A 17,841-nucleotide genomic window follows, 5' to 3' on the forward strand; every position below is an offset into this window, starting at 1 on the left:
CGTCCAGACCTTGTCATTCACGCTTCGGTTCGCCGATTTCAGCGGGGACACCCCCCCTCGCTGCCATATCGCAGATAAAAGCCACACTGGTGTCGCTGTAGGCTCGATTTTGTAGGCCGGATAAGGCGAAGCCGCCATCCGGCAATTGCGCAGCGGAGGCAAACCGGGACGGTGCCTGTTACCACACCTGCTCGGCGATACGGGTCACAAGCCGCACTTTCTCCCACTGCTGCTCCGGCGTCAGCGAATTGCCCTCTTCCGTTGAGGCGAAACCGCACTGCGGGCTGAGGCAAATCTGGCTGATATCAACATACTTCGCCGCTTCCTCAACACGCGCTTTCACCCCTTCCGGGTTCTCAAGCTCACCGTTTTTAGTGGTGATCAGGCCCAGCACCACCTGCTGTTTGCCAGGGCGCACAAAGCGCAGCGGCGCAAAGTCACCGGAGCGGTCGTTGTCATACTCAAGGAAGAAGGCATCGACATTCACGCCGCCGAACAGCACCTCTGCTACCGGCTCGTAACCCCCTTCGGAGATCCAGGTCGAGCGGAAGTTGCCGCGGCAGACATGCAAACCAATGGTCAAATCTTCCGGTTTGCCCTCCAGCGCCTTGTTCAGTACGCGGGCGTAAATGCGCGCCAGCTCTTCCGGATCGTCACCACGGGCGACAATCTGCTTGCGCTGCTCGTCAGAGCAGAGATAGGCCCAGACGGTATCGTCCAGTTGCAGATAGCGGCAGCCAGCGTCATAAAACGCGCGGATCGCATCGCGCCAGGTGGTGGCGAGATCGTCGAAATAGGCATCCAGCTCAGGGTATACCGTCGCGTCGATCACCTTACGGCCGCCGCGGAAGTGGAGCACGCTCGGGCTGGGGATGGTCATTTTCGGCTGCGCATCGCCGCTGATGCTCTTCAGGTAACGAAAATCTTCCAGCATTGGGTGGTCTTTAAAACTGACTTTGCCCGTCACGCGCACGCCGTGCGCTTTGGTCTGCACGCCATTGAACTGGATCCCCTGCTCGGCTTCGAAAAGCTCAACGCCCTCCAGCCCGGCAAAGAAATCAAAATGCCACCAGGCGCGGCGAAACTCGCCATCGGTTACCACGTGCAGACCGCAGGCACACTGCTGTTCCACCACATGACGGATCTCTTCGTTTTCAACATGACGCAGCTGATCGGCGCTGATTTCACCCTGTGCAAACTGCTGACGCGCCTGCTTAATGGCGTCGGGACGTAAAAAGCTGCCAACTACGTCTGCACGGAACGGGGCCTGATGTTGCTGCATAACTCTCTCCTTATGCGCCGTGGCAGATGGTTGCCCGGCGTGATAATTCATTATTTGAATATTTAGACTTCTGGACGGCTAAATGTCCAAACAAAATGTCACACCGGGGCAACGGCGGCAAACGAGAAAATTTCACGTGCCATGAAAAAAATTCATGTTCGATGCAGAAAGATGAAAATAATCAGCGATCAGGCGGCGTGCTCTATCCCGCTGGCGAAGCTAAAACCTTCATCTTGCCAACCGGTAATGCCGCCGATCATGATTTTTACCGCCAGTCCAAGTCGCGCCAGCTTCAGTGCTGCGAAATCAGCCCCGTTGCAGTGCGGGCCTGCGCAGTAAACTACGAACAGCGTGTCGGCGGGCCATTCGGCCATCCGCTCCGGCGTAATAGTGTTGTGAGGCAGATGGATCGCGCCCGGCAGATGGCGGCGCGCAAAGGCATCCGGGCTGCCGACCACGTGCAGTAAGACAAAATCTTTCTCGTTATGGGTCAGGGCGTGGTGCACATCCGCGCAGTCCGTCTCGACGCTCAGGCGGTGCATAAAGTGGCTGGCGGCTTCTTCCGGGGAGGCGGCGGGAATATCGGTTACATAGCTCATCGTCTTTTCTCCGTGGTTGTGTTAACACTAATCTAACCAAAACAGCGCGCCCTGAATGCGCCCTTCTCTGCCAGATAACACCAGGATAATGACAACTTTACGACACCCTGCGGCCCGCCATCGCGTAGTCGCCCTCGCCTATGACGGGCTCTGTACCTTTGAATTTGGCGTCGCCGTGGAAGTGTTTGGCCTGCCGCGCCCGGAGATGGGCGATAAGTGGTATGACTTTGCCGTTGCCGCCATTGATGCGGGCGAACTGCGCGCCACCGGCGGCATTCGCATTATGGCGGAAGGCGGTCTTGAACTGCTTGCTGAGGCCGATACCCTGGTCATCCCCGGCTGGCGCGGCGCCGATCACCCGGTTCCGCCCGCCTTATGCCGTGCGTTACAGCAAGCCTGGCAGCGCGGCTGTCGTATCATCTCGATCTGTTCTGGGGTGTTTGTGCTGGCGGCCGCGGGCTTACTTAACGGACGTAAGGCCACCACGCACTGGCGCTATACCGACCTGTTACGTGAACACTATCCGGCCATCGTGGTGCTGGACGACGCTCTCTATTATGACGAGGGGAATGTGATGACCTCGGCGGGCAGCGCGGCTGGGATCGATCTCTGCCTGCATGTGGTGCGCGAGGATTTTGGCATTGAGGCAGCAAATAGCGTCGCCAGACGGCTGGTGGTGCAGCCTCACCGTGACGGCGCGCAAACCCAGCACCTGGCTCGCCCGGTGGCGCGAACACGTGAAAGCCGCCAGCTCGGTCTGCTGTTTGATTATCTGCACCAGCACCTGGCGGGCAACCATACTGTCGCCGCGCTGGCGCAGCGCACCGCCATGAGCGAGCGCACTTTTCTGCGTCGTTTTCAGGAAGCTACCGGCACCACGCCCGCGCGCTGGATATTGCAGGAGCGGTTGCTGCGCGCGCAGTCACTGCTGACGCAAACGCGGATGAGCATTGAGCTTATCGCCCGTCACAGCGGGTTCGCTAACGCCGCCTCGCTGCGCCACCATTTTCAACAGCAGCACGCCCTGTCGCCCGCGGCGTACCGGAAAAAATTTACCGAAGCGGTGAATTAATTCACATTATTAAGCGTTTGTTGATATTTAGCAGGCTATTATCTCTCCATTGCAGCGATAAAATTTTCAAGTGAGGCAAATCAGTGAAATAAATGGAGAGGTACAAAATGGGAAATATGCATGTATTTATGGCGGTTCTGGGCATTATTTTGTTTTCAGGTTTTTTAGCCGCTTATTTTAGCCATAAATGGGACGATTGATGAACGACGATAATCCCCCACCGCGACGGCTTCTTACATTATGTGTAAGAAGCCGTTTTTGCTTTATCTGGCGCAAAAAAAAACCGCCGGTTATGGCGGTCAATGCTTGCATGGATAGATTTGTGCTTATTGTTACACGCTAACTCGTTTTTCAATGTTAACGGGCTGGTGTCACTTTATCAGTAACAACTTCAACAGAACCTAAACGACGCCTGCCATTACCGCTTCATCAGGGGAAATCATCGAAACGATTGCCTGACCTTAATTGACGTTTTTATTTGAAAATAAAGAGGATATATCCCTTTTAAACGGGTTGCTGTGTTAGGGTGGTTTCTCAATTCATCAGACCGGAGGGGTTATCCCCAATCTCAAATTTACGTGCCCGGTTTGCAGCAGCCACAAGTTTACTTTTACTACTTATTGTTCCGATAAACTTCCTTCGCACGGGGCAATTTGCTCAGTGTGTGGCGCGCGACTTACTGCGTTAACCTGTATTCCTGCACTCAGAAGACGACGCTGGCCGAAAAATGTTTTATAAAAAATGGGGCCCTTTTTGTGGCCCCGTTTTTTTGCATTTATGCGTTTTTCGCTTTGCCCAATGAAAACCCGCTGACTTTCGCAATATGCACTCGTAATATTGTGCCCTTTACACTTGTCCAGCCGCCATTACCTGTCATCCATGAGGGATCTTTAATATGCAGGTAGTTAAGTGGAATCTCATGCTCGTCGTCGACGCGGTAATCTTCTGCCAGCTGATCGAAAAAAGTAGCGATAGGATTTTTAATATCCTCATCGCCAGCAACAGAACGAATCGCCTGCGCCGTCGACAGCGCATACTCTCTACCTGATACCAGTTCACCTGCCACCACCTGTCCGCCCACCACCAGCGTGACTACCATGCTTGCGCCAAGGTTTGCGCAGGAGACCAGATGCGACAGCGCGCTGTCCTGCGTGCTGATAGTCGGCGTAGCGGCTGTTACTTCACGTTCTGTTTCCATGGATACCTCCACATACAGGCAAAAAAAACCGCCCGAAGGCGGTTAGGGTTTAATGAAACTGGCGAATAGCTTGCTCCGTCTCCTGCTGGGTGACCAGATCGGAGAAACGGGCGACGAAGTAGGTCTCGCCGTCGAGCTCCCACGGCTCGATCGGGATTTCCAGAAAAGCGCTTTGCTCATTTTTAAAGGTGACCGATTTGGCGTTATCTTCCACGGACACCTGCTCAACCTTACCACCGGCGCGAATTACCACTACATTTTTGGTCATGTCGGTTACCTCAGTTGCTTAAATTGCCTTCGACATTAACACAGCCATGCTCATCATGCCTGCGCCATGCCATAGATTGTTAAGCGCTAAAAATTAGGTCCTATAATTTGGCTTAATGAGAGGGATAACGCTACGGCGGGAAACGTGAGGTAGGCCACACTTTCGCAATTGTGTGGGTATAAAAAGGCGGCAAAAAGCCAGAGACCGGCCAAATAACCCGTCTCTGGCTAAGGATATTTCGGTGATGCCGGGTGCCTCCCGGTGAGTGCGCGCCAGCCCGCACAACTCGCTTTCACCCCAAAAGATGTGGCTGGTAGCCCCTCCGCGTAGGGGGATTCATCACCACGCTTAACGTTATTAAGCGAAGGGAGAACGGTCAATGCTCGTGCGGGTTATGTAAGTTTTTAAAGCGCAAACGTTTATCGAGAGGCGGTAACGCAGAGATGGGAAAAGGCAGCCTCGCTCGCAATGCGTCGTCGCGCAGCACCTGAAAATTCCGCGCTCTAAATTTTTGATAAAGAATAGCGGTTAACTGGTCGATAACGGTTAACAGGAGACGTTCGCGAACGCTGACAGGATCAAGTCCGTTGATTACCACATGATCTGGGCGTTTAGCTCGTTCAGGTGATCTGAAGAGTTTCCAAATTAATCAGTAAGATATACTACAGCATTTCTTAAGGAGAGATGATGAAGACAACCGAAGAAGCGATTAACGATCTGCAGTGTCGCGCTTTAGCCTATGAAGTCATTTTCCAGTCCATCTTCTCTGAGCTGCCGCAGGTGTTCATTGAAAGAGCCGCTGAGAAGATTGAAGGTAACTTTAAATCATTCGAAACCGGTACGCACTCTGACGCAGGTAAAGCCAAGCTTGATGCGGCAAAAGCCGTTGTTTCGCGCATCATGGGAACAAAGATTTAACCGCATCTGACATGGTGCTTTGACGTCGTGCGGTTTGAAACAATGCTCTTAATTTAAGGCTGTCAGTTGCATCTGCTAGCGACGGGACCGCTTGAGTATAAAAAAACCGGGCATCTCGCCCGGCTCTTTTCCCATCCCACAAAGGCTTATTCGCTCAGGCCCCGGTTTTTCAGCATCGGCTCGATCTGCGGATCGTGTCCGCGCCACTGGCGGTAGAGTTCAGCTAAATCCGTGCTGTTGCCGCGCGACAGAATGGCGTCGCGGAATTTCTGCCCGTTTTCACGGCTTAACCCGCCCTGCTCAACGAACCACTGATAACCGTCATCGGCGAGCATTTGCGTCCATAAATAGGCGTAATACCCTGCGGCATAACCGCCGCCGAAGATATGGGAAAAATAGCTGCTGCGATAGCGCGGTGGTACGGCGGCCAGGTCGAGCTTCTCTTTGGCAATGGCCTGCGCTTCGAAGCTTGCCACATCGTTGACGTCCGCATTCGCCGCCAGCCCATGCCAGTTCATATCCAGCAACGCCGCGCTCAGCAGTTCGGTCATGTCATAGCCTTTATTAAACTGCGTGGCGCGCAGCATCTTGTCGCGCAGGGTATCCGGCATCGGCTCGCCGCTTTGGTAGTGGCGGGCGTAGTGGGCAAACACCTGCGGCTGGCTGGCCCAGTGCTCGTTGATCTGCGACGGGAACTCAACAAAATCGCGCGGCGTGTTGGTGCCGGAGAGGCTGGCGTAGCGCTGGCTGGCGAATAGCCCGTGCAACGTATGACCAAACTCGTGGAAAGTCGTAATCACCTCATCCCAGGAGAGCAGCGCAGGCTGGCCATTGGCCGGTTTCTGGTAGTTGCAGACGTTGTAGATAACCGGCTGCGTGCCGTTAAGCGTCGACTGCTCGATAAAGTTCCCCATCCAGGCGCCGCCGCTTTTCGAGTCGCGGGCAAAGAAATCGCCATAGAAGAGCGCCAGCCCGCGATCGTCGGCATCAAAAATTTCCCATACCCGCACATCCGGGTGATAAACGGGGATATCAAACCGCTCCTGAAAGCGGATGCCGAACAGCTGGCTTGCCGCCCAGAATACCCCCTCCGTTAATACCGTGTTCAACGCGAAGTAGGGTTTAATCTGCGTCTCGTCGAGATCGTACTTCGCCATGCGGACCTGTTCTGCGTAGAAAGCCCAGTCCCAGGCCTGCGCGGTGAACCCGCCCTGCTGGTTATCAATAACCTGCTGAATATCTGCCAGCTCACGCTCAGCACGCGCACGGGCAGCCGGTGCGATGTTGCGCATAAACTCCAGCGCCGCCTGGGGCGTACCGGCCATCTGATCGGCGATCTTCCAGCTGGCGAAATCATCAAAGCCGAGCAGATGCGCCTGCTCGGCACGCAGGCTGGCAAGGCGCAGCACCAGCGCACGCGTATCGTTAGCATCATTGCGCTCGGTACGCAGCCAGCTGGCTTTGAACAGGTTCTCTCGCGTCTGACGATCGCGCAGTACGGCCAGCGCCGGTTGCTGAGTGGTGTTAAGCAGCGTTAACAGCCAGCGGTTTTCCAGCCCTTTAGCCCTCGCCGCTTCGGCGGCATGCTCAATCTCTTCAGCACTCATGCCATCGAGCTGGCGTACATCATCCACCACCAGGCCGCCCGCTTTATCCGCGGCCAGCAGGCGCTGGTTAAACTGGCTAATCAGGGACGCCGCTTCGGTATTAAGCGCTTTCAGCGTCGCTTTATCCTGCTCATCCAGCATCGCGCCCGCCAGCACAAAACGCTGATAGGTCACTTCTACCAGACGCGCCGATTCAGCGTCGAGGTTAGCAGTATCAAGGCTTTTCCATACCGCTTCAACGCGGTCAAAAAGCTGCGCATCAAGATAAATGTCGTTCGCCAGCCCCGCTAACTCCGTGGAGAAGGCTTCATCCAGTTGCTGGAGGAAATCATTGGTATCCGCCGAGGTCATGGCAAAAAAGACGCTGGTCACATAAGTGAGCAAAGCACCGCTCTGCTCCAGCGCCAGGATGGTGTTGTCGAAGTCCGCAGGCTTGCTGTTTTGCGCGATTGCCGCGATCTCGTCGCGTTTTTGCCGCACCCCTTCATCAAAGGCCGGGCGATAGTGCTCCTGCTCAATAAGATCGAAAGGTGGCGCCTGATATGGCAGCGGGCTGGCAGTAAAAAAGGGATTAGAGACCGACATAGTTTGCTCCTGAATGCGGTAAGTCTCCTCAGAGTAGGCATCCACCGCGCGCGGCGCAATCCTTTCTCATCCCTGCACAAGCCACCATTTTTTGCCACACTCTTTAACAGTCAAAACTTGTATTGCCGCCTCTGTGCGGTGCATGCTATGTCACGACATCACAAAAATCGTTGAGGAACAATGACATGATTATTCTTGTTACCGGGGCAACCGCAGGGTTCGGCGAGAGCATTACCCGCCGTTTTATTCAAAATGGTCACCACGTGATCGCCACCGGCCGCCGCCAGGAGCGTTTGCAGGAGCTGAAAGAGGAGCTGGGCGAGAATCTCTACACCGCGCAGCTGGATGTGCGTAACCGCGCGGCGATCGACGAGTTTATTGCTGCCCTGCCCGCGCAGTGGCGCGAGATTGACGTACTGGTCAATAACGCCGGGCTGGCGCTGGGCATGGAGCCTGCCCACAAAGCCAATGTGGATGACTGGGAAACGATGATCGACACCAACAATAAAGGGCTGGTCTATATGACCCGCGCCGTGCTGCCAGGCATGGTCGAGCGCAATCGCGGTCATATTATCAACCTTGGCTCAACGGCCGGTAGCTGGCCTTACGCGGGCGGTAACGTCTATGGCGCGAGCAAAGCTTTTGTACGCCAGTTCAGCCTCAACCTGCGCACCGATCTGAGCGGTACCGCAGTGCGTGTCACCAATATTGAGCCGGGTCTGGTTGGCGGCACCGAGTTCTCCAACGTGCGCTTTAAAGGCGATGACGATAAAGCGACGAAAACCTACGAAAACACCACCGCGCTGAGCGCGGAAGATGTGACCGAAGCGGTGTGGTGGGTGGCGACACTGCCGAAGCATGTCAATATCAACACACTTGAGATGATGCCGGTCAGCCAGAGCTATGCCGGTCTGAGCGTGCACCGCCAGAGCTGATGCTTCCCGCCCGGCCTGCGGGCCGGGTATGGGATGTGCGCAGAAACAATGGTATGGTAGCCGGGTTAACCCTTTAAAAAGTAAGAGCGAATGGCCGCCGAAACGCAACTCAACCCTACGCAACCCGTTAATCAACAGATCTATACCATCCTGCGACGGGATATTGTCCACTGCCTGATCCCACCGGGCACGCCGCTCTCTGAAAAAGAGGTGTCGGTGCGTTTTGACGTCTCCCGCCAGCCGGTGCGTGAAGCTTTTATCAAGCTCGCGGAAAACGGGTTGATTCAGATCCGTCCCCAGCGTGGAAGCTACGTTAACAAAATCTCCCTCACCCACGTGCGTAACGGTTGTTTTGTTCGCCAGGCGATAGAGTGCGCCGTGGCCCGCCGCGCTGCGCAGATGATAGATGACAGCGCCTGTTATCAGCTTGAGCAGAATCTCCACCAGCAGCGGATCGCCATTGAGCGTAAGCAACTGAATGATTTCTTTGAACTGGATGATGATTTTCACCACAAGCTGGCGCTGATCGCAGACTGCCAGCTGGCGTGGGATACGATTGAAAACATCAAGGCAACTATCGATCGTGTGCGCTATATGAGCCTCGATCATGTTTCGCCGCCGGAGATGCTGCTGCGCCAGCACCAGGCGATTTTCGACGCGCTGGAAAAACGCGACGCCGATGCGGTTGAGCATGCGATGACGTTGCATTTGCAGGAGATCAGCGAGTCGGTTAAAACCATTCGCCAGGAAAATCGCGACTGGTTCAGCGAAGAGTAATCCCCCTCTTTTTCCCTTATCAGGTCACCTTTTTTGCCAGAAAAAAGTGTGACCTTGATCAAAAGCAAAAACTCATCATCTCAGTGGCGTATTTATAGGGCGTCCGTTTTGGGGCCATCTTCTGCCCCGGTTCGCTTTATGGATATTATCAAGGAGAAACCATCATGATGACTTATGACCGTAACCGTAACCCTATCACCACCGGCTCACGCGTGATGATTAACGGCACAGGCCGTATCGGCAAAATCGTCGCTATTCACGCCGAGGGGTTAAGCGCTGAAAAAGTGCGGCGTAACAAAACGGTGGAAGTGGAAGGGTGTGAAGGCAAATTCGAGCCGGTAGAGCTGATCCGCCTCGGCCTGCACTGATCGGCAAAACATGATGAAGATGAGTGCCGCCGCTGCGGCACTCGTCGCTTAGTTACAGCCCGGCAGCAAATTGCGCGACCGTCGCTTTTGCCCCTTTCGCCAGCAGCATCTGATACGCCTTTTGCACCTGCGCGACAAACGCTATCTCTTTCGGCAATTCACGGCCAAAGATCGCCTCAATGCCCAGCAACGCCTCTACGCGCGCTTCCCCTTCTGCACTGCTGTTGACTGCCTGCTGAATCACAGCCAGCAGCGGATCGCATACATCAATCGCCTGCCCCTGCTCGTCAACGCCGCCAACGTAGCGCATCCAGCCCGCGACGCCTAACGCCAGCAGTGAGAAATTGCTGCCCTGCGCCAGATGCCAGCGCACAGAATCGAGCATACGCTGCGGCAGTTTCTGACTGCCGTCCATGGCGATCTGCCAGGTACGATGGCGCAGCGCGGTGTTGCTGTAACGCGCGATCAGCAGATCGGCGTAGTGTGCCAGATCGACACCTTCAACTTTCAGCGTCGGCGCCTGTTCGCGCAGCATAAGCGCATGTGCTGCACGGCGGTAGTTTTCATCTTCCATGCATTCGTTGATGTGCTGATAACCCGCCAGATAGCCGAGATAAGCGAGGAAGGAGTGGCTGCCGTTCAGCATACGCAGCTTCATCTCTTCAAAGGGCACCACATCGCTCACCAGCTCTGCGCCAGCTTTCTCCCAGGCCGGGCGGCCTGCGACGAAATTATCTTCAATAACCCACTGGCGGAACGGTTCACAGGCGACGCCCGCCGGATCGCGCACACCGGTAAGCTGTTCGATCTTCTCAAGGGTGTCCGCCGTCACGGCCGGGACGATACGATCGACCATCGTGGAGGGGAAAGTGACGTTCTCTTCAATCCAGCGCGCCAGCGCGGCGTCCACCGTGCGGGCATAGGCGCAGACAACGTTGCGCGTCACGTGGCCATTTTCTGGCATGTTGTCGCAGGACATCACGCTGAACGGCGGTAAACCTGCGGCTTTGCGACGCGAAAGCGCTTCGACAATCACGCCGGCGGCGGATTGTGGCTGATGCGGGTTTTGCAGATCGGCTGCGATCAACGGGTGATCGAGCATCAGCTCCCCAGTCGCCGGTGAGTGGCAGTAACCTTTCTCGGTGATGGTCAGCGAAACAATGGCGACCTGCGGCTCACACATAGCATCCAGCACCGTTTCCAGCCCGTCCACCTGCGCATGCAGCGCACGTGTCGCCACGCCAACCACGCGCGCGGTCCACGCATCGGCGGACATCTCCGCCACGGTGTAGAGATTATCCTGCTGTTTCAGATCGGCAATCTGCTGCTCGCCGCCGATAAGATTAACTTCGCAGTAACCCCAGTCGCTGCCGTGCTCTGCGGCGAGGATATCGGTATAGACCGACTGATGCGCGCGGTGGAATGCGCCAAAACCAAGATGCACGATGCGCGCAACCAGCTTGCTGCGATCGTACTGAGGTAGCGTAGCTTTCGCCGTTAACAGCCTGTTTTCCATGGTGAGACTCGTCTTATTAAATGAAACAGTGGTTCACTAGATTAAGGCGTCGCCAAAACCCGACTATGATTTGCGACAGGATTTGCTGACTACACCAACTAGAATGGTAACCAAATGTGTCATAGATCTGCTCATCATGATGTGAAGAAAGAAAAGGTTGTGCAGAAAGATAAGAGGCTCCACTCCCCAGCCAGGTCAATGGGGAGGGAAATCACCACGCAGTTGTTAGCTTCGCGACCATCCCGCAACGATGATCAACATGCCGCACAGCGCAACCCCTGCGCCCAGCCAGTCATAAACGGTTAGCTTTACCCCTTCGACCACCCGCAGCCAGAGAAGCGCGGTACAGACGTAAACCCCGCCGTAAGCGGCATAGACACGCCCGCTGGCAACCGGATGGAGCGTCAGCAGCCAGACAAAAAGCGCCAGTACGATGGCGGCAGGAATCAGCAGCAGTGGTGAGCCGTCGCGTTTTAGCCACAGCCAGGGCAAGAAACAGCCTACAATTTCACACAGAGCGGTGACAAAAAAGAGCAGCGTAATTTTCAGCATAGTCAGGTCGTTTATTGAAAATAGGTTGAACCATCTTACCTGATAATGCTCTTACAGTCGGTTTCGCCCCGGTATGCTGGCAGGCGGAGATCGCTTAGAATAGAGACGTTTTTCCTCACTTAAGGACCATTGCCATGACTTCTACACTTAGCAAACGCCTGTGCCTGACCGCAATGCTGACGCTGGGTGCCATTGTGTACACCACTTCCGCACTGGCTGAAACCAACCGTCTGGTGATCGAATCGGGCGACAATGCGCAGTCCCGTCAATCCGCCGCGATGGAAAAAGAGCAGTGGAACGACACCCGCAGCCTGCGCCACAAAGTCAATAAACGCGTCGAGAAAGAGTGGGACAAAGATGATGTCGCCTTCGATGCGCGCGACAACTGCCAGAAAAGCAGCAACCTGAATGCGTACTGGGAACCTAATACCCTGCGCTGCCTGGATCGTCGCACCGGGCGTGAAGTTCGTTAATCTCGTCGGGCGCGCTGCGCCCGCCTTCATCTCAGAGAAAGGATTTTTATGAGTGACGACTATCCCGTTCGTCTTCGCCCGCTTGAGCGCGAAGACCTTCGTTTTGTTCATCAGCTCGACAACAACGCCAGCGTAATGCGCTACTGGTTTGAAGAGCCCTATGAAGCCTTCGTTGAACTCTCCGATCTTTACGACAAACATATCCACGATCAGAGCGAGCGCCGTTTCGTCGTCGAGTGTAATGGCACCAACGCCGGTCTGGTGGAACTGGTTGAAATTAACCATGTGCACCGCCGCGCGGAGTTTCAAATCATTATCTCGCCGGAATTCCAGGGCAAAGGGCTGGCGTCCAAAGCCGCCAAGCTGGCGATGGATTATGGTTTTACGGTATTAAACCTCTATAAGCTCTATCTCATCGTTGATAAAGAGAATGAGAAAGCGATTCACATCTACCGCAAGCTGGGTTTTCAGGTGGAGGGGGAATTAATTCATGAGTTCTTTATTAATGGCGAATACCGCAACACCATCCGCATGTGTATTTTTCAGCAGCACTATCTGCAAGAGCATAAAACCAGCGGCAGCACGCTGTTAAAACCCACCGCGCAATAAGCGCGGTGAGCAGGCAGCATCAATAATACTCGATGGTGTTTTTGATGCTGTATTTATGCGTCACGCGATTGCTCCGTTATTCTTCATCTGCATGAAGCATTTTTATCTCTTCAGCGTGCCTTCGATTAAGGTTGATCTGGCATTGGTAGATAGAAGGCCAGTAGTCATAGGCATCTTCACCAATTTGCGAACCCACGCCCAGGCAAAAATCATTACGATAACTTTTCCATGACTGTTGGGATTCCAGAAAGTGCTTACTAAAAACATCACCAATAGTCAGTTCTGCATTATTGCTTTTGTAGACCGGTCCCGTGTTATTTTTCTTTATCTGCTTTACTGTTTTTTCAATTAGCAGATCAAGACTCTTATTACTTTTATCATTCAACTCGTGCAGACACGTAGCGGCTTGACCACGATCTTGCTGATTACGCCAACAACTGTCTATTTCTGGCCCTTCAGAAATATCATGGTTATCAGCACTGAAAACAGCTGGTGATGCCATCATGATAAGGAAAAAAAATGCCATTTTTTTCATTGTAAATACCTTATTCTGTGTCTTGAGGACTCATAACGCATCAGCGCCGCATTACCTCTTATGAAACTTATCAGGGAAACCCTACCTTCAATGGCTGCATCTATTAGACTTGCTGGATGTCTTATACCCTGGAAAAATATATCAACAACCACATCTCTAATGCGCAGTTCTAATTGCTCCCAAGAAGGTGCATGAGGATAATCTTTTGCCCTTTTAACATAAAAATGCTTTGCATAATTCTTTTTCTCTAAATAGGACGCTTTAAATAATTCGATTTGCTGAAAATAACTGATTTCCCCGAATATTTTCCATGTGGTATCGACAAATAACTTGGCTTGTCTTCCACTTAGATAAGCAGCATTTGAAGCGAGGACAGCGCGGTATTCTTCAATACCCAGGCGACGAAGCGTTGTAAAAATCTCTCCAGCGGTTCGCAGTTTCATGTCATAACCGCGTCCTATCGTTACACCTGAAACATCTCCAGGCCAATGCAATATCCTTGAGAAATAATACGGATTTTTAGGAGCTTTCTTTGGTGCATAATCAGGAAAAATATAATCGTTCCCTTCTGCATCAAACGTTACTTGTCCCTCAGGCACAGTTAATTGTACTGGACCAATTTTTTTTCGCCACGGTTGCAATACAACATTACTGATAGCTTCCTGAAGCCAGACATCACCCGGATGTATCATCCCTGTCGGCTTCATAGAAAGCATATTCTGATACCATCGGAGCCGTCAACGGTATCTATGCCACATTTTCCATCGACGTTAACCCTACGCCCTGTAACCTCTTTATAGCCGGACTCATTGAGCATTGTTTGAAACCACACAACATCATCACAATGATTACTTCCGCTTTCTCCAACCGTATCATGGATCCTCAAAAAATGCGGTTTGAAGTATTGCTTATTACTCATATCCTCCTCCCTGTTTTGGACTATCTAGAGTATCAGCTACAGCCATCAACCAACTTAATCTATCTTTTTCATTTAACAGTCAATTTTAAAAAAAGCAGGAACTTTTCTGATGACAGCCCCTGTTGACCATCAATAGTTATTAACCGTAATCATAGGGAAGTAACATACTTTTCTGCCATTCACCATAGCTGAGGCTTTTAAATGCGCCATCCCCTTCTTTTAGAGGTAGAACGTATAGATGAGTTCTTTATTAATGGCGAATACCGCAACACCATCCGTATGTGTATTTTTCAGCAGCACTATCTGCAGGAACATAAAACCAGCGGCAGCACGCTGTTAAAACCCACCGCGCAATAAGCGCGGTGAGCGGACAGCATCAATAATACTCGATGGTGTTTTTGATGCTGTATTTATGCGTCACCTGCGGCGTTACGCTCTCATCAACAATCTCGAGGCTACAACTCAGCGGATTATCATGTTTGTCGTAGTCGCAGGTCTGCTGCACTTTACTCAGCGGCTTATCATTGAGCGTACTTACCGCGGCATAATCGAGCTTTTTGCGCTTATCTTTCGCCGGCGTGGAGGCGACATCGAGATGCACATCTTTTGAAGTGGTTGATTTGCCCAGCGGATAGCCTTCGTCATCGTAGCGATACTTCACTTCCATATCTTTGCCTGATGCGCGCACCACAAAGCCGTTATCGTCGGTGTCCCAGGTGACACCCGCCGACGGGAACTCTGCCAGCTGGCATTTCCCCTGCAGCCGCAGACGCTTCTCCTGGGTTTCGGCTTCGATATAGTAGTTGGCATCCAGCACCAGCGATACGCCGCTATTGTTCTCCAGATCGTGAAGTTCGAGCGTATCGAAACAGCCCTCTTTCGACAGCGTTCCGCTGACGCGCTTCGTCACTTCACCCTTATCGTTAAGCAGGGTCTGACTAAAGTTTTTTACCGCACCGCGCAGAGGATCAAAATCGAATTCATTCGAAAAACTTGCCATCTCCGGCGTGAATGCCACCGGGCCTTTTTCCTCATCACATCCGGCCAAAACCAGGGCCAGAGAGATAAGTAATAACTGTTTTTTCAAAGGTTCCACCACAGTTTTCTTTAGAATGGCGCTTATATTAGCAAAACATTTAGCCGATAGCGTAATGAGTTAGCGACTTCCTTATCGGGTATCTGCGGAATTTCACATACAGCTAAGATGATTCAGAGATTTACCTTTTGTCGAAAAGAGAAGTGCTAAGCTTAAAGCGCACAATAAATAAGGAGACAAGCATGCACTATTCACGTTGGCTGTGCGCAGCACTGCTGGTAGGTTCTGTTCCTGCTTTCGCCGCGCCGGATTCATGCGAACGCGTAAAAACGGATATCCAGCAAAAGATTATTAATAATGGCGTCCCGGAGTCCGGGTTCGAATTGACCGTGGTGCCAAACGATCAAGCTGAACAGGCGGGCGGACAGGTAGTTGGTCACTGCGCCAATGATACCTACAAAATTATCTACGCCCGTAATGGCGGCGCGTCATCGCAAAACGAAAACAGTAACAGCAATCAGTAAAATCTAATCCCCCTGATTTCCAGGGGGACTCCCCTCTCTTTGATCGTGCATAACATTCCCCTACTCCTTAATGATTACCATACCTCCATCATTAGCCTGCTTTTAATTTGCGCGGGTAAGTTTTTATTTAAAAAATAATAATGGAGTGAGTCATGTCGAAGACGGAATATGCCGGGGGTATCAGCCGACGAACGCTGGTAAAGTCGACCGCCCTCGGATCGTTAGCGCTGGCAGCAAGCAGTTTTTCTCTTCCGTTTGGTATGCGCTCCGCCGCTGCCGCGGTGCAACAGGCGATGCAACCCGCGCCGGATAAAGTGGTCTGGGGAGCCTGCTCGGTCAACTGCGGCAGCCGCTGCGCCCTGCGTCTGCATGTGCGCGATGAGGAGGTCTACTGGGTCGAAACCGATAACACCGGCGAAGATCAGTATGGCAACCATCAGGTGCGCGCCTGCCTGCGCGGCCGCTCTATCCGGCGGCGTATCAATCACCCGGATCGCCTCAACTATCCGATGAAACGCGTCGGCAAACGCGGCGAAGGCAAGTTTCAGCGCATCAGCTGGGACGAAGCCCTCGACACCATCGCCAGCCGCCTGAAAGGGGTGGTGGACAAATATGGCAACGAAGCGGTCTATATCAACTACTCCTCCGGCATCGTCGGCGGCAACATTACCCGCTCATCCCCGTCCGCCTCGCTCGTCGCCCGCCTGATGGCGATGTACGGCGGCTTTCTCAACCAGTATGGCACCTACAGCACGGCGCAGATCGCCTGCGCGATGCCCTACACCTACGGCTCCAACGAAGGGAACAGCACCTCCGATATTGAAAACAGCAAGCTGGTGGTGATGTTCGGCAACAACCCGGCGGAGACCCGCATGAGCGGCGGCGGCATTACCTACTTTCTCGAGCAGGCGCGCGAACGCTCCAATGCGCGAATGGTGGTGATTGACCCGCGCTATACCGATACCGCCGCCGGACGCGAAGATGAGTGGGTGCCGATCCGTCCCGGCACCGACGCCGCGCTGGTCGCCGGTATGGCCTGGGTGCTGATCAGCGAAAACCTGGTCGATCAGCCCTTCCTCGATAACTACTGCGTCGGCTACGACGAGAAAACCCTGCCCGCCAGTGCACCGGCAAACGGCCACTACAAAGCCTATATTCTCGGTCAGGGCGATGACGGCGTAGCAAAAACGCCGCAGTGGGCATCGCGCATTACCGGCATTCCGGCAGACAAAATCATTAAGCTCGCCAGAGAGATTGGCAGCACCAAACCGGCCTATATCTGCCAGGGCTGGGGCCCGCAGCGGCAGGCCAACGGCGAGCTGACCGCCCGTGCGATCGCCATGCTGCCGATCCTCACCGGCAATGTCGGCATTAACGGCGGCAACAGCGGCGCGCGGGAGTCAACCTATACCATCACCATCGAGCGGATGCCGATGCCGGAGAACCCGGTAAAAACCGCCATCTCCTGCTTTAGCTGGACCGACGCCATCGCCCGCGGGCCGGAGATGACGGCGACGCGCGACGGCGTGCGCGGTAAAGAGAAGCTCGATGTGCCGATTAAGTTCATCTGGAACTACAAGAGGTCGGTTAGAGGTCGGGAAGACTTGAAGAGAGGCTACAGTAGGCCTCAGGTCGGACATTGAGTCAAGACTTTGTGTCATCCTTGTGTCAGCTTTGTGTCAGAGTTTAGACGTCCAGACACCCAGAAGTCCAGAGATATAGACATTCAGACATCTATATGACCCAGGGCCTTTCTGTCAGGACTGGAGGTGGGCTACGGGGAAGTCTGCTGGCTTAATGTATTGAAGGGAGGTCTCACATTTTTCAGTCAAAAAACCATCGCTGGTCAACCAGCCATCGGTCTTAGACTTGAATCTAGACCCCGAGAAGCGTCCCTACGGCCTTGGACAGAGTGTCGAATACACTTACACTGAGTCGCCCGGAGAGAACCAGATAGAGGCCTACAGAGAGGAATACGAGTTTATAGACGAGAAGCAGGAAGGACTTCAGGTCTGATGTGGTCATAGACATAAAGTCCTCCTCATATGTTATGTACTCACGAACTAGA

Annotated in this window: 20 protein-coding genes and 2 pseudogenes; 11 read left to right on the top strand and 11 right to left on the bottom strand. The window is 53.4% G+C overall.

Going from position 1 to position 17,841, the window contains the following annotated elements:
* Positions 1 to 178: 178 nt before the first annotated feature.
* Positions 179 to 1,282, bottom strand: a complete 1,104-nt coding sequence (locus IAE48_RS00005; RefSeq protein WP_200133062.1) for a cobalamin-independent methionine synthase II family protein — start codon at positions 1,280 to 1,282, stop codon at positions 179 to 181.
* Between the two features lie 188 nt (positions 1,283 to 1,470).
* Positions 1,471 to 1,881, bottom strand: a complete 411-nt coding sequence (locus IAE48_RS00010; RefSeq protein ID WP_023481406.1) for a rhodanese-like domain-containing protein — start codon at positions 1,879 to 1,881, stop codon at positions 1,471 to 1,473.
* Positions 1,882 to 1,948: 67 nt separating this feature from the next.
* Here IAE48_RS00010 and ftrA point away from each other — a divergent pair, with 67 nt between their 5' ends.
* Both ftrA and mgtS read left to right on the top strand, forming a co-directional pair.
* Positions 1,949 to 2,953: a transcriptional regulator FtrA gene (gene ftrA, locus IAE48_RS00015; protein WP_370568923.1), complete on the top strand. Its 1,005-nt coding sequence runs from the start codon at positions 1,949 to 1,951 to the stop codon at positions 2,951 to 2,953.
* Positions 2,954 to 3,060: 107 nt separating this feature from the next.
* On the top strand, positions 3,061 to 3,153 hold the full coding sequence (gene mgtS / locus IAE48_RS00020) for a protein MgtS (protein WP_023481773.1): 93 nt from the start codon (positions 3,061 to 3,063) through the stop codon (positions 3,151 to 3,153).
* Positions 3,154 to 3,728: 575 nt separating this feature from the next.
* On the opposite strand, the gene IAE48_RS00025 is transcribed toward mgtS, so the two are convergent.
* The gene (locus IAE48_RS00025; protein ID WP_200133064.1) at positions 3,729 to 4,151 is read right to left on the bottom strand and encodes a hypothetical protein; all 423 of its coding nucleotides are present in this window, start codon (positions 4,149 to 4,151) and stop codon (positions 3,729 to 3,731) included.
* A 49-nt stretch (positions 4,152 to 4,200) separates the two neighbouring features.
* Positions 4,201 to 4,419 carry a hypothetical protein gene (locus tag IAE48_RS00030; RefSeq protein ID WP_042715639.1) on the bottom strand — a complete coding sequence of 73 codons (219 nt, stop codon included), beginning with the start codon at positions 4,417 to 4,419 and terminating at the stop codon, positions 4,201 to 4,203.
* A 684-nt stretch (positions 4,420 to 5,103) separates the two neighbouring features.
* Here IAE48_RS00030 and IAE48_RS00035 point away from each other — a divergent pair.
* On the top strand, positions 5,104 to 5,337 hold the full coding sequence (locus IAE48_RS00035; RefSeq protein WP_233631347.1) for a hypothetical protein: 234 nt from the start codon (positions 5,104 to 5,106) through the stop codon (positions 5,335 to 5,337).
* 146 nt (positions 5,338 to 5,483) lie between these two features.
* Here the strand turns inward: IAE48_RS00035 and dcp are convergent, their stop codons facing one another.
* Entirely contained in the window at positions 5,484 to 7,529 is a 2,046-nt protein-coding gene (dcp, locus tag IAE48_RS00040) for a peptidyl-dipeptidase Dcp (protein ID WP_200133065.1), read from the bottom strand.
* Positions 7,530 to 7,714: 185 nt separating this feature from the next.
* Here dcp and ydfG point away from each other — a divergent pair, with 185 nt between their 5' ends.
* The 3 genes from ydfG (at position 7,715) to ydfZ (ending at position 9,609) form a co-directional block, all read left to right on the top strand.
* Positions 7,715 to 8,464 (top strand): bifunctional NADP-dependent 3-hydroxy acid dehydrogenase/3-hydroxypropionate dehydrogenase YdfG, encoded by a 750-nt coding sequence (gene ydfG, locus IAE48_RS00045; RefSeq protein WP_023481428.1) that lies wholly within the window; start codon positions 7,715 to 7,717, stop codon positions 8,462 to 8,464.
* A 90-nt stretch (positions 8,465 to 8,554) separates the two neighbouring features.
* Positions 8,555 to 9,241, top strand: a complete 687-nt coding sequence (locus IAE48_RS00050) for a GntR family transcriptional regulator (protein WP_200133066.1) — start codon at positions 8,555 to 8,557, stop codon at positions 9,239 to 9,241.
* Between the two features lie 164 nt (positions 9,242 to 9,405).
* Positions 9,406 to 9,609 carry a putative selenium delivery protein YdfZ gene (gene ydfZ / locus IAE48_RS00055; protein ID WP_042715647.1) on the top strand — a complete coding sequence of 68 codons (204 nt, stop codon included), beginning with the start codon at positions 9,406 to 9,408 and terminating at the stop codon, positions 9,607 to 9,609.
* Between the two features lie 52 nt (positions 9,610 to 9,661).
* Here the strand turns inward: ydfZ and IAE48_RS00060 are convergent, their stop codons facing one another.
* Together IAE48_RS00060 and IAE48_RS00065 are read right to left on the bottom strand one after the other, a co-directional pair.
* The gene (locus IAE48_RS00060) at positions 9,662 to 11,125 is read right to left on the bottom strand and encodes a mannitol dehydrogenase family protein (protein WP_200133067.1); all 1,464 of its coding nucleotides are present in this window, start codon (positions 11,123 to 11,125) and stop codon (positions 9,662 to 9,664) included.
* A gap of 225 nt (positions 11,126 to 11,350) precedes the next feature.
* Positions 11,351 to 11,677, bottom strand: a complete 327-nt coding sequence (locus IAE48_RS00065) for a YnfA family protein (RefSeq protein WP_042715656.1) — start codon at positions 11,675 to 11,677, stop codon at positions 11,351 to 11,353.
* 134 nt (positions 11,678 to 11,811) lie between these two features.
* Here IAE48_RS00065 and IAE48_RS00070 point away from each other — a divergent pair, with 134 nt between their 5' ends.
* Both IAE48_RS00070 and speG read left to right on the top strand, forming a co-directional pair.
* Complete coding sequence (locus IAE48_RS00070; RefSeq protein ID WP_023481288.1) at positions 11,812 to 12,150, top strand: DUF1283 family protein; 339 nt, start codon at positions 11,812 to 11,814, stop codon at positions 12,148 to 12,150.
* 48 nt (positions 12,151 to 12,198) lie between these two features.
* Positions 12,199 to 12,759, top strand: a complete 561-nt coding sequence (gene speG, locus IAE48_RS00075; protein WP_023481559.1) for a spermidine N1-acetyltransferase — start codon at positions 12,199 to 12,201, stop codon at positions 12,757 to 12,759.
* 76 nt (positions 12,760 to 12,835) lie between these two features.
* Here speG and IAE48_RS00080 read toward each other — a convergent pair whose 3' ends face one another.
* The 3 genes from IAE48_RS00080 to IAE48_RS00090 are packed head-to-tail and all read right to left on the bottom strand — an operon-like array spanning position 12,836 to position 14,213.
* Positions 12,836 to 13,294 carry a lysozyme inhibitor LprI family protein gene (locus IAE48_RS00080; RefSeq protein ID WP_200133068.1) on the bottom strand — a complete coding sequence of 153 codons (459 nt, stop codon included), beginning with the start codon at positions 13,292 to 13,294 and terminating at the stop codon, positions 12,836 to 12,838.
* Positions 13,291 to 14,001, bottom strand: coding sequence for a peptidoglycan-binding protein (locus IAE48_RS23945; RefSeq protein WP_233631348.1), 711 nt, complete (start codon positions 13,999 to 14,001; stop codon positions 13,291 to 13,293). The genes IAE48_RS00080 and IAE48_RS23945 overlap by 4 nt, the downstream gene beginning before the upstream one ends.
* Entirely contained in the window at positions 13,998 to 14,213 is a 216-nt protein-coding gene (locus IAE48_RS00090; RefSeq protein WP_200133069.1) for a hypothetical protein, read from the bottom strand. The genes IAE48_RS23945 and IAE48_RS00090 overlap by 4 nt, the downstream gene beginning before the upstream one ends.
* 228 nt (positions 14,214 to 14,441) lie before the next feature.
* On the opposite strand from IAE48_RS00090, the pseudogene IAE48_RS00095 reads away from it, so the two are divergent.
* Positions 14,442 to 14,570: pseudogene (locus tag IAE48_RS00095) on the top strand (spermidine acetyltransferase); the annotation flags it as partial.
* Positions 14,571 to 14,589: 19 nt separating this feature from the next.
* Here IAE48_RS00095 and IAE48_RS00100 read toward each other — a convergent pair.
* Entirely contained in the window at positions 14,590 to 15,300 is a 711-nt protein-coding gene (locus tag IAE48_RS00100) for a YnfC family lipoprotein (RefSeq protein WP_200133070.1), read from the bottom strand.
* Between the two features lie 191 nt (positions 15,301 to 15,491).
* Here IAE48_RS00100 and IAE48_RS00105 point away from each other — a divergent pair, with 191 nt between their 5' ends.
* Positions 15,492 to 15,773 carry a DUF1161 domain-containing protein gene (locus IAE48_RS00105; protein ID WP_023481755.1) on the top strand — a complete coding sequence of 94 codons (282 nt, stop codon included), beginning with the start codon at positions 15,492 to 15,494 and terminating at the stop codon, positions 15,771 to 15,773.
* A gap of 152 nt (positions 15,774 to 15,925) precedes the next feature.
* Positions 15,926 to 17,350, top strand: a pseudogene (locus tag IAE48_RS00110) (molybdopterin-dependent oxidoreductase); the annotation flags it as partial.
* Between the last annotated feature and the right edge of the window lie 491 nt (positions 17,351 to 17,841).

Source organism: Kosakonia sp. S57 (genome assembly GCF_016516575.1).
GTDB classification, from domain to species: Bacteria; Pseudomonadota; Gammaproteobacteria; order Enterobacterales; family Enterobacteriaceae; genus Kosakonia; species Kosakonia cowanii.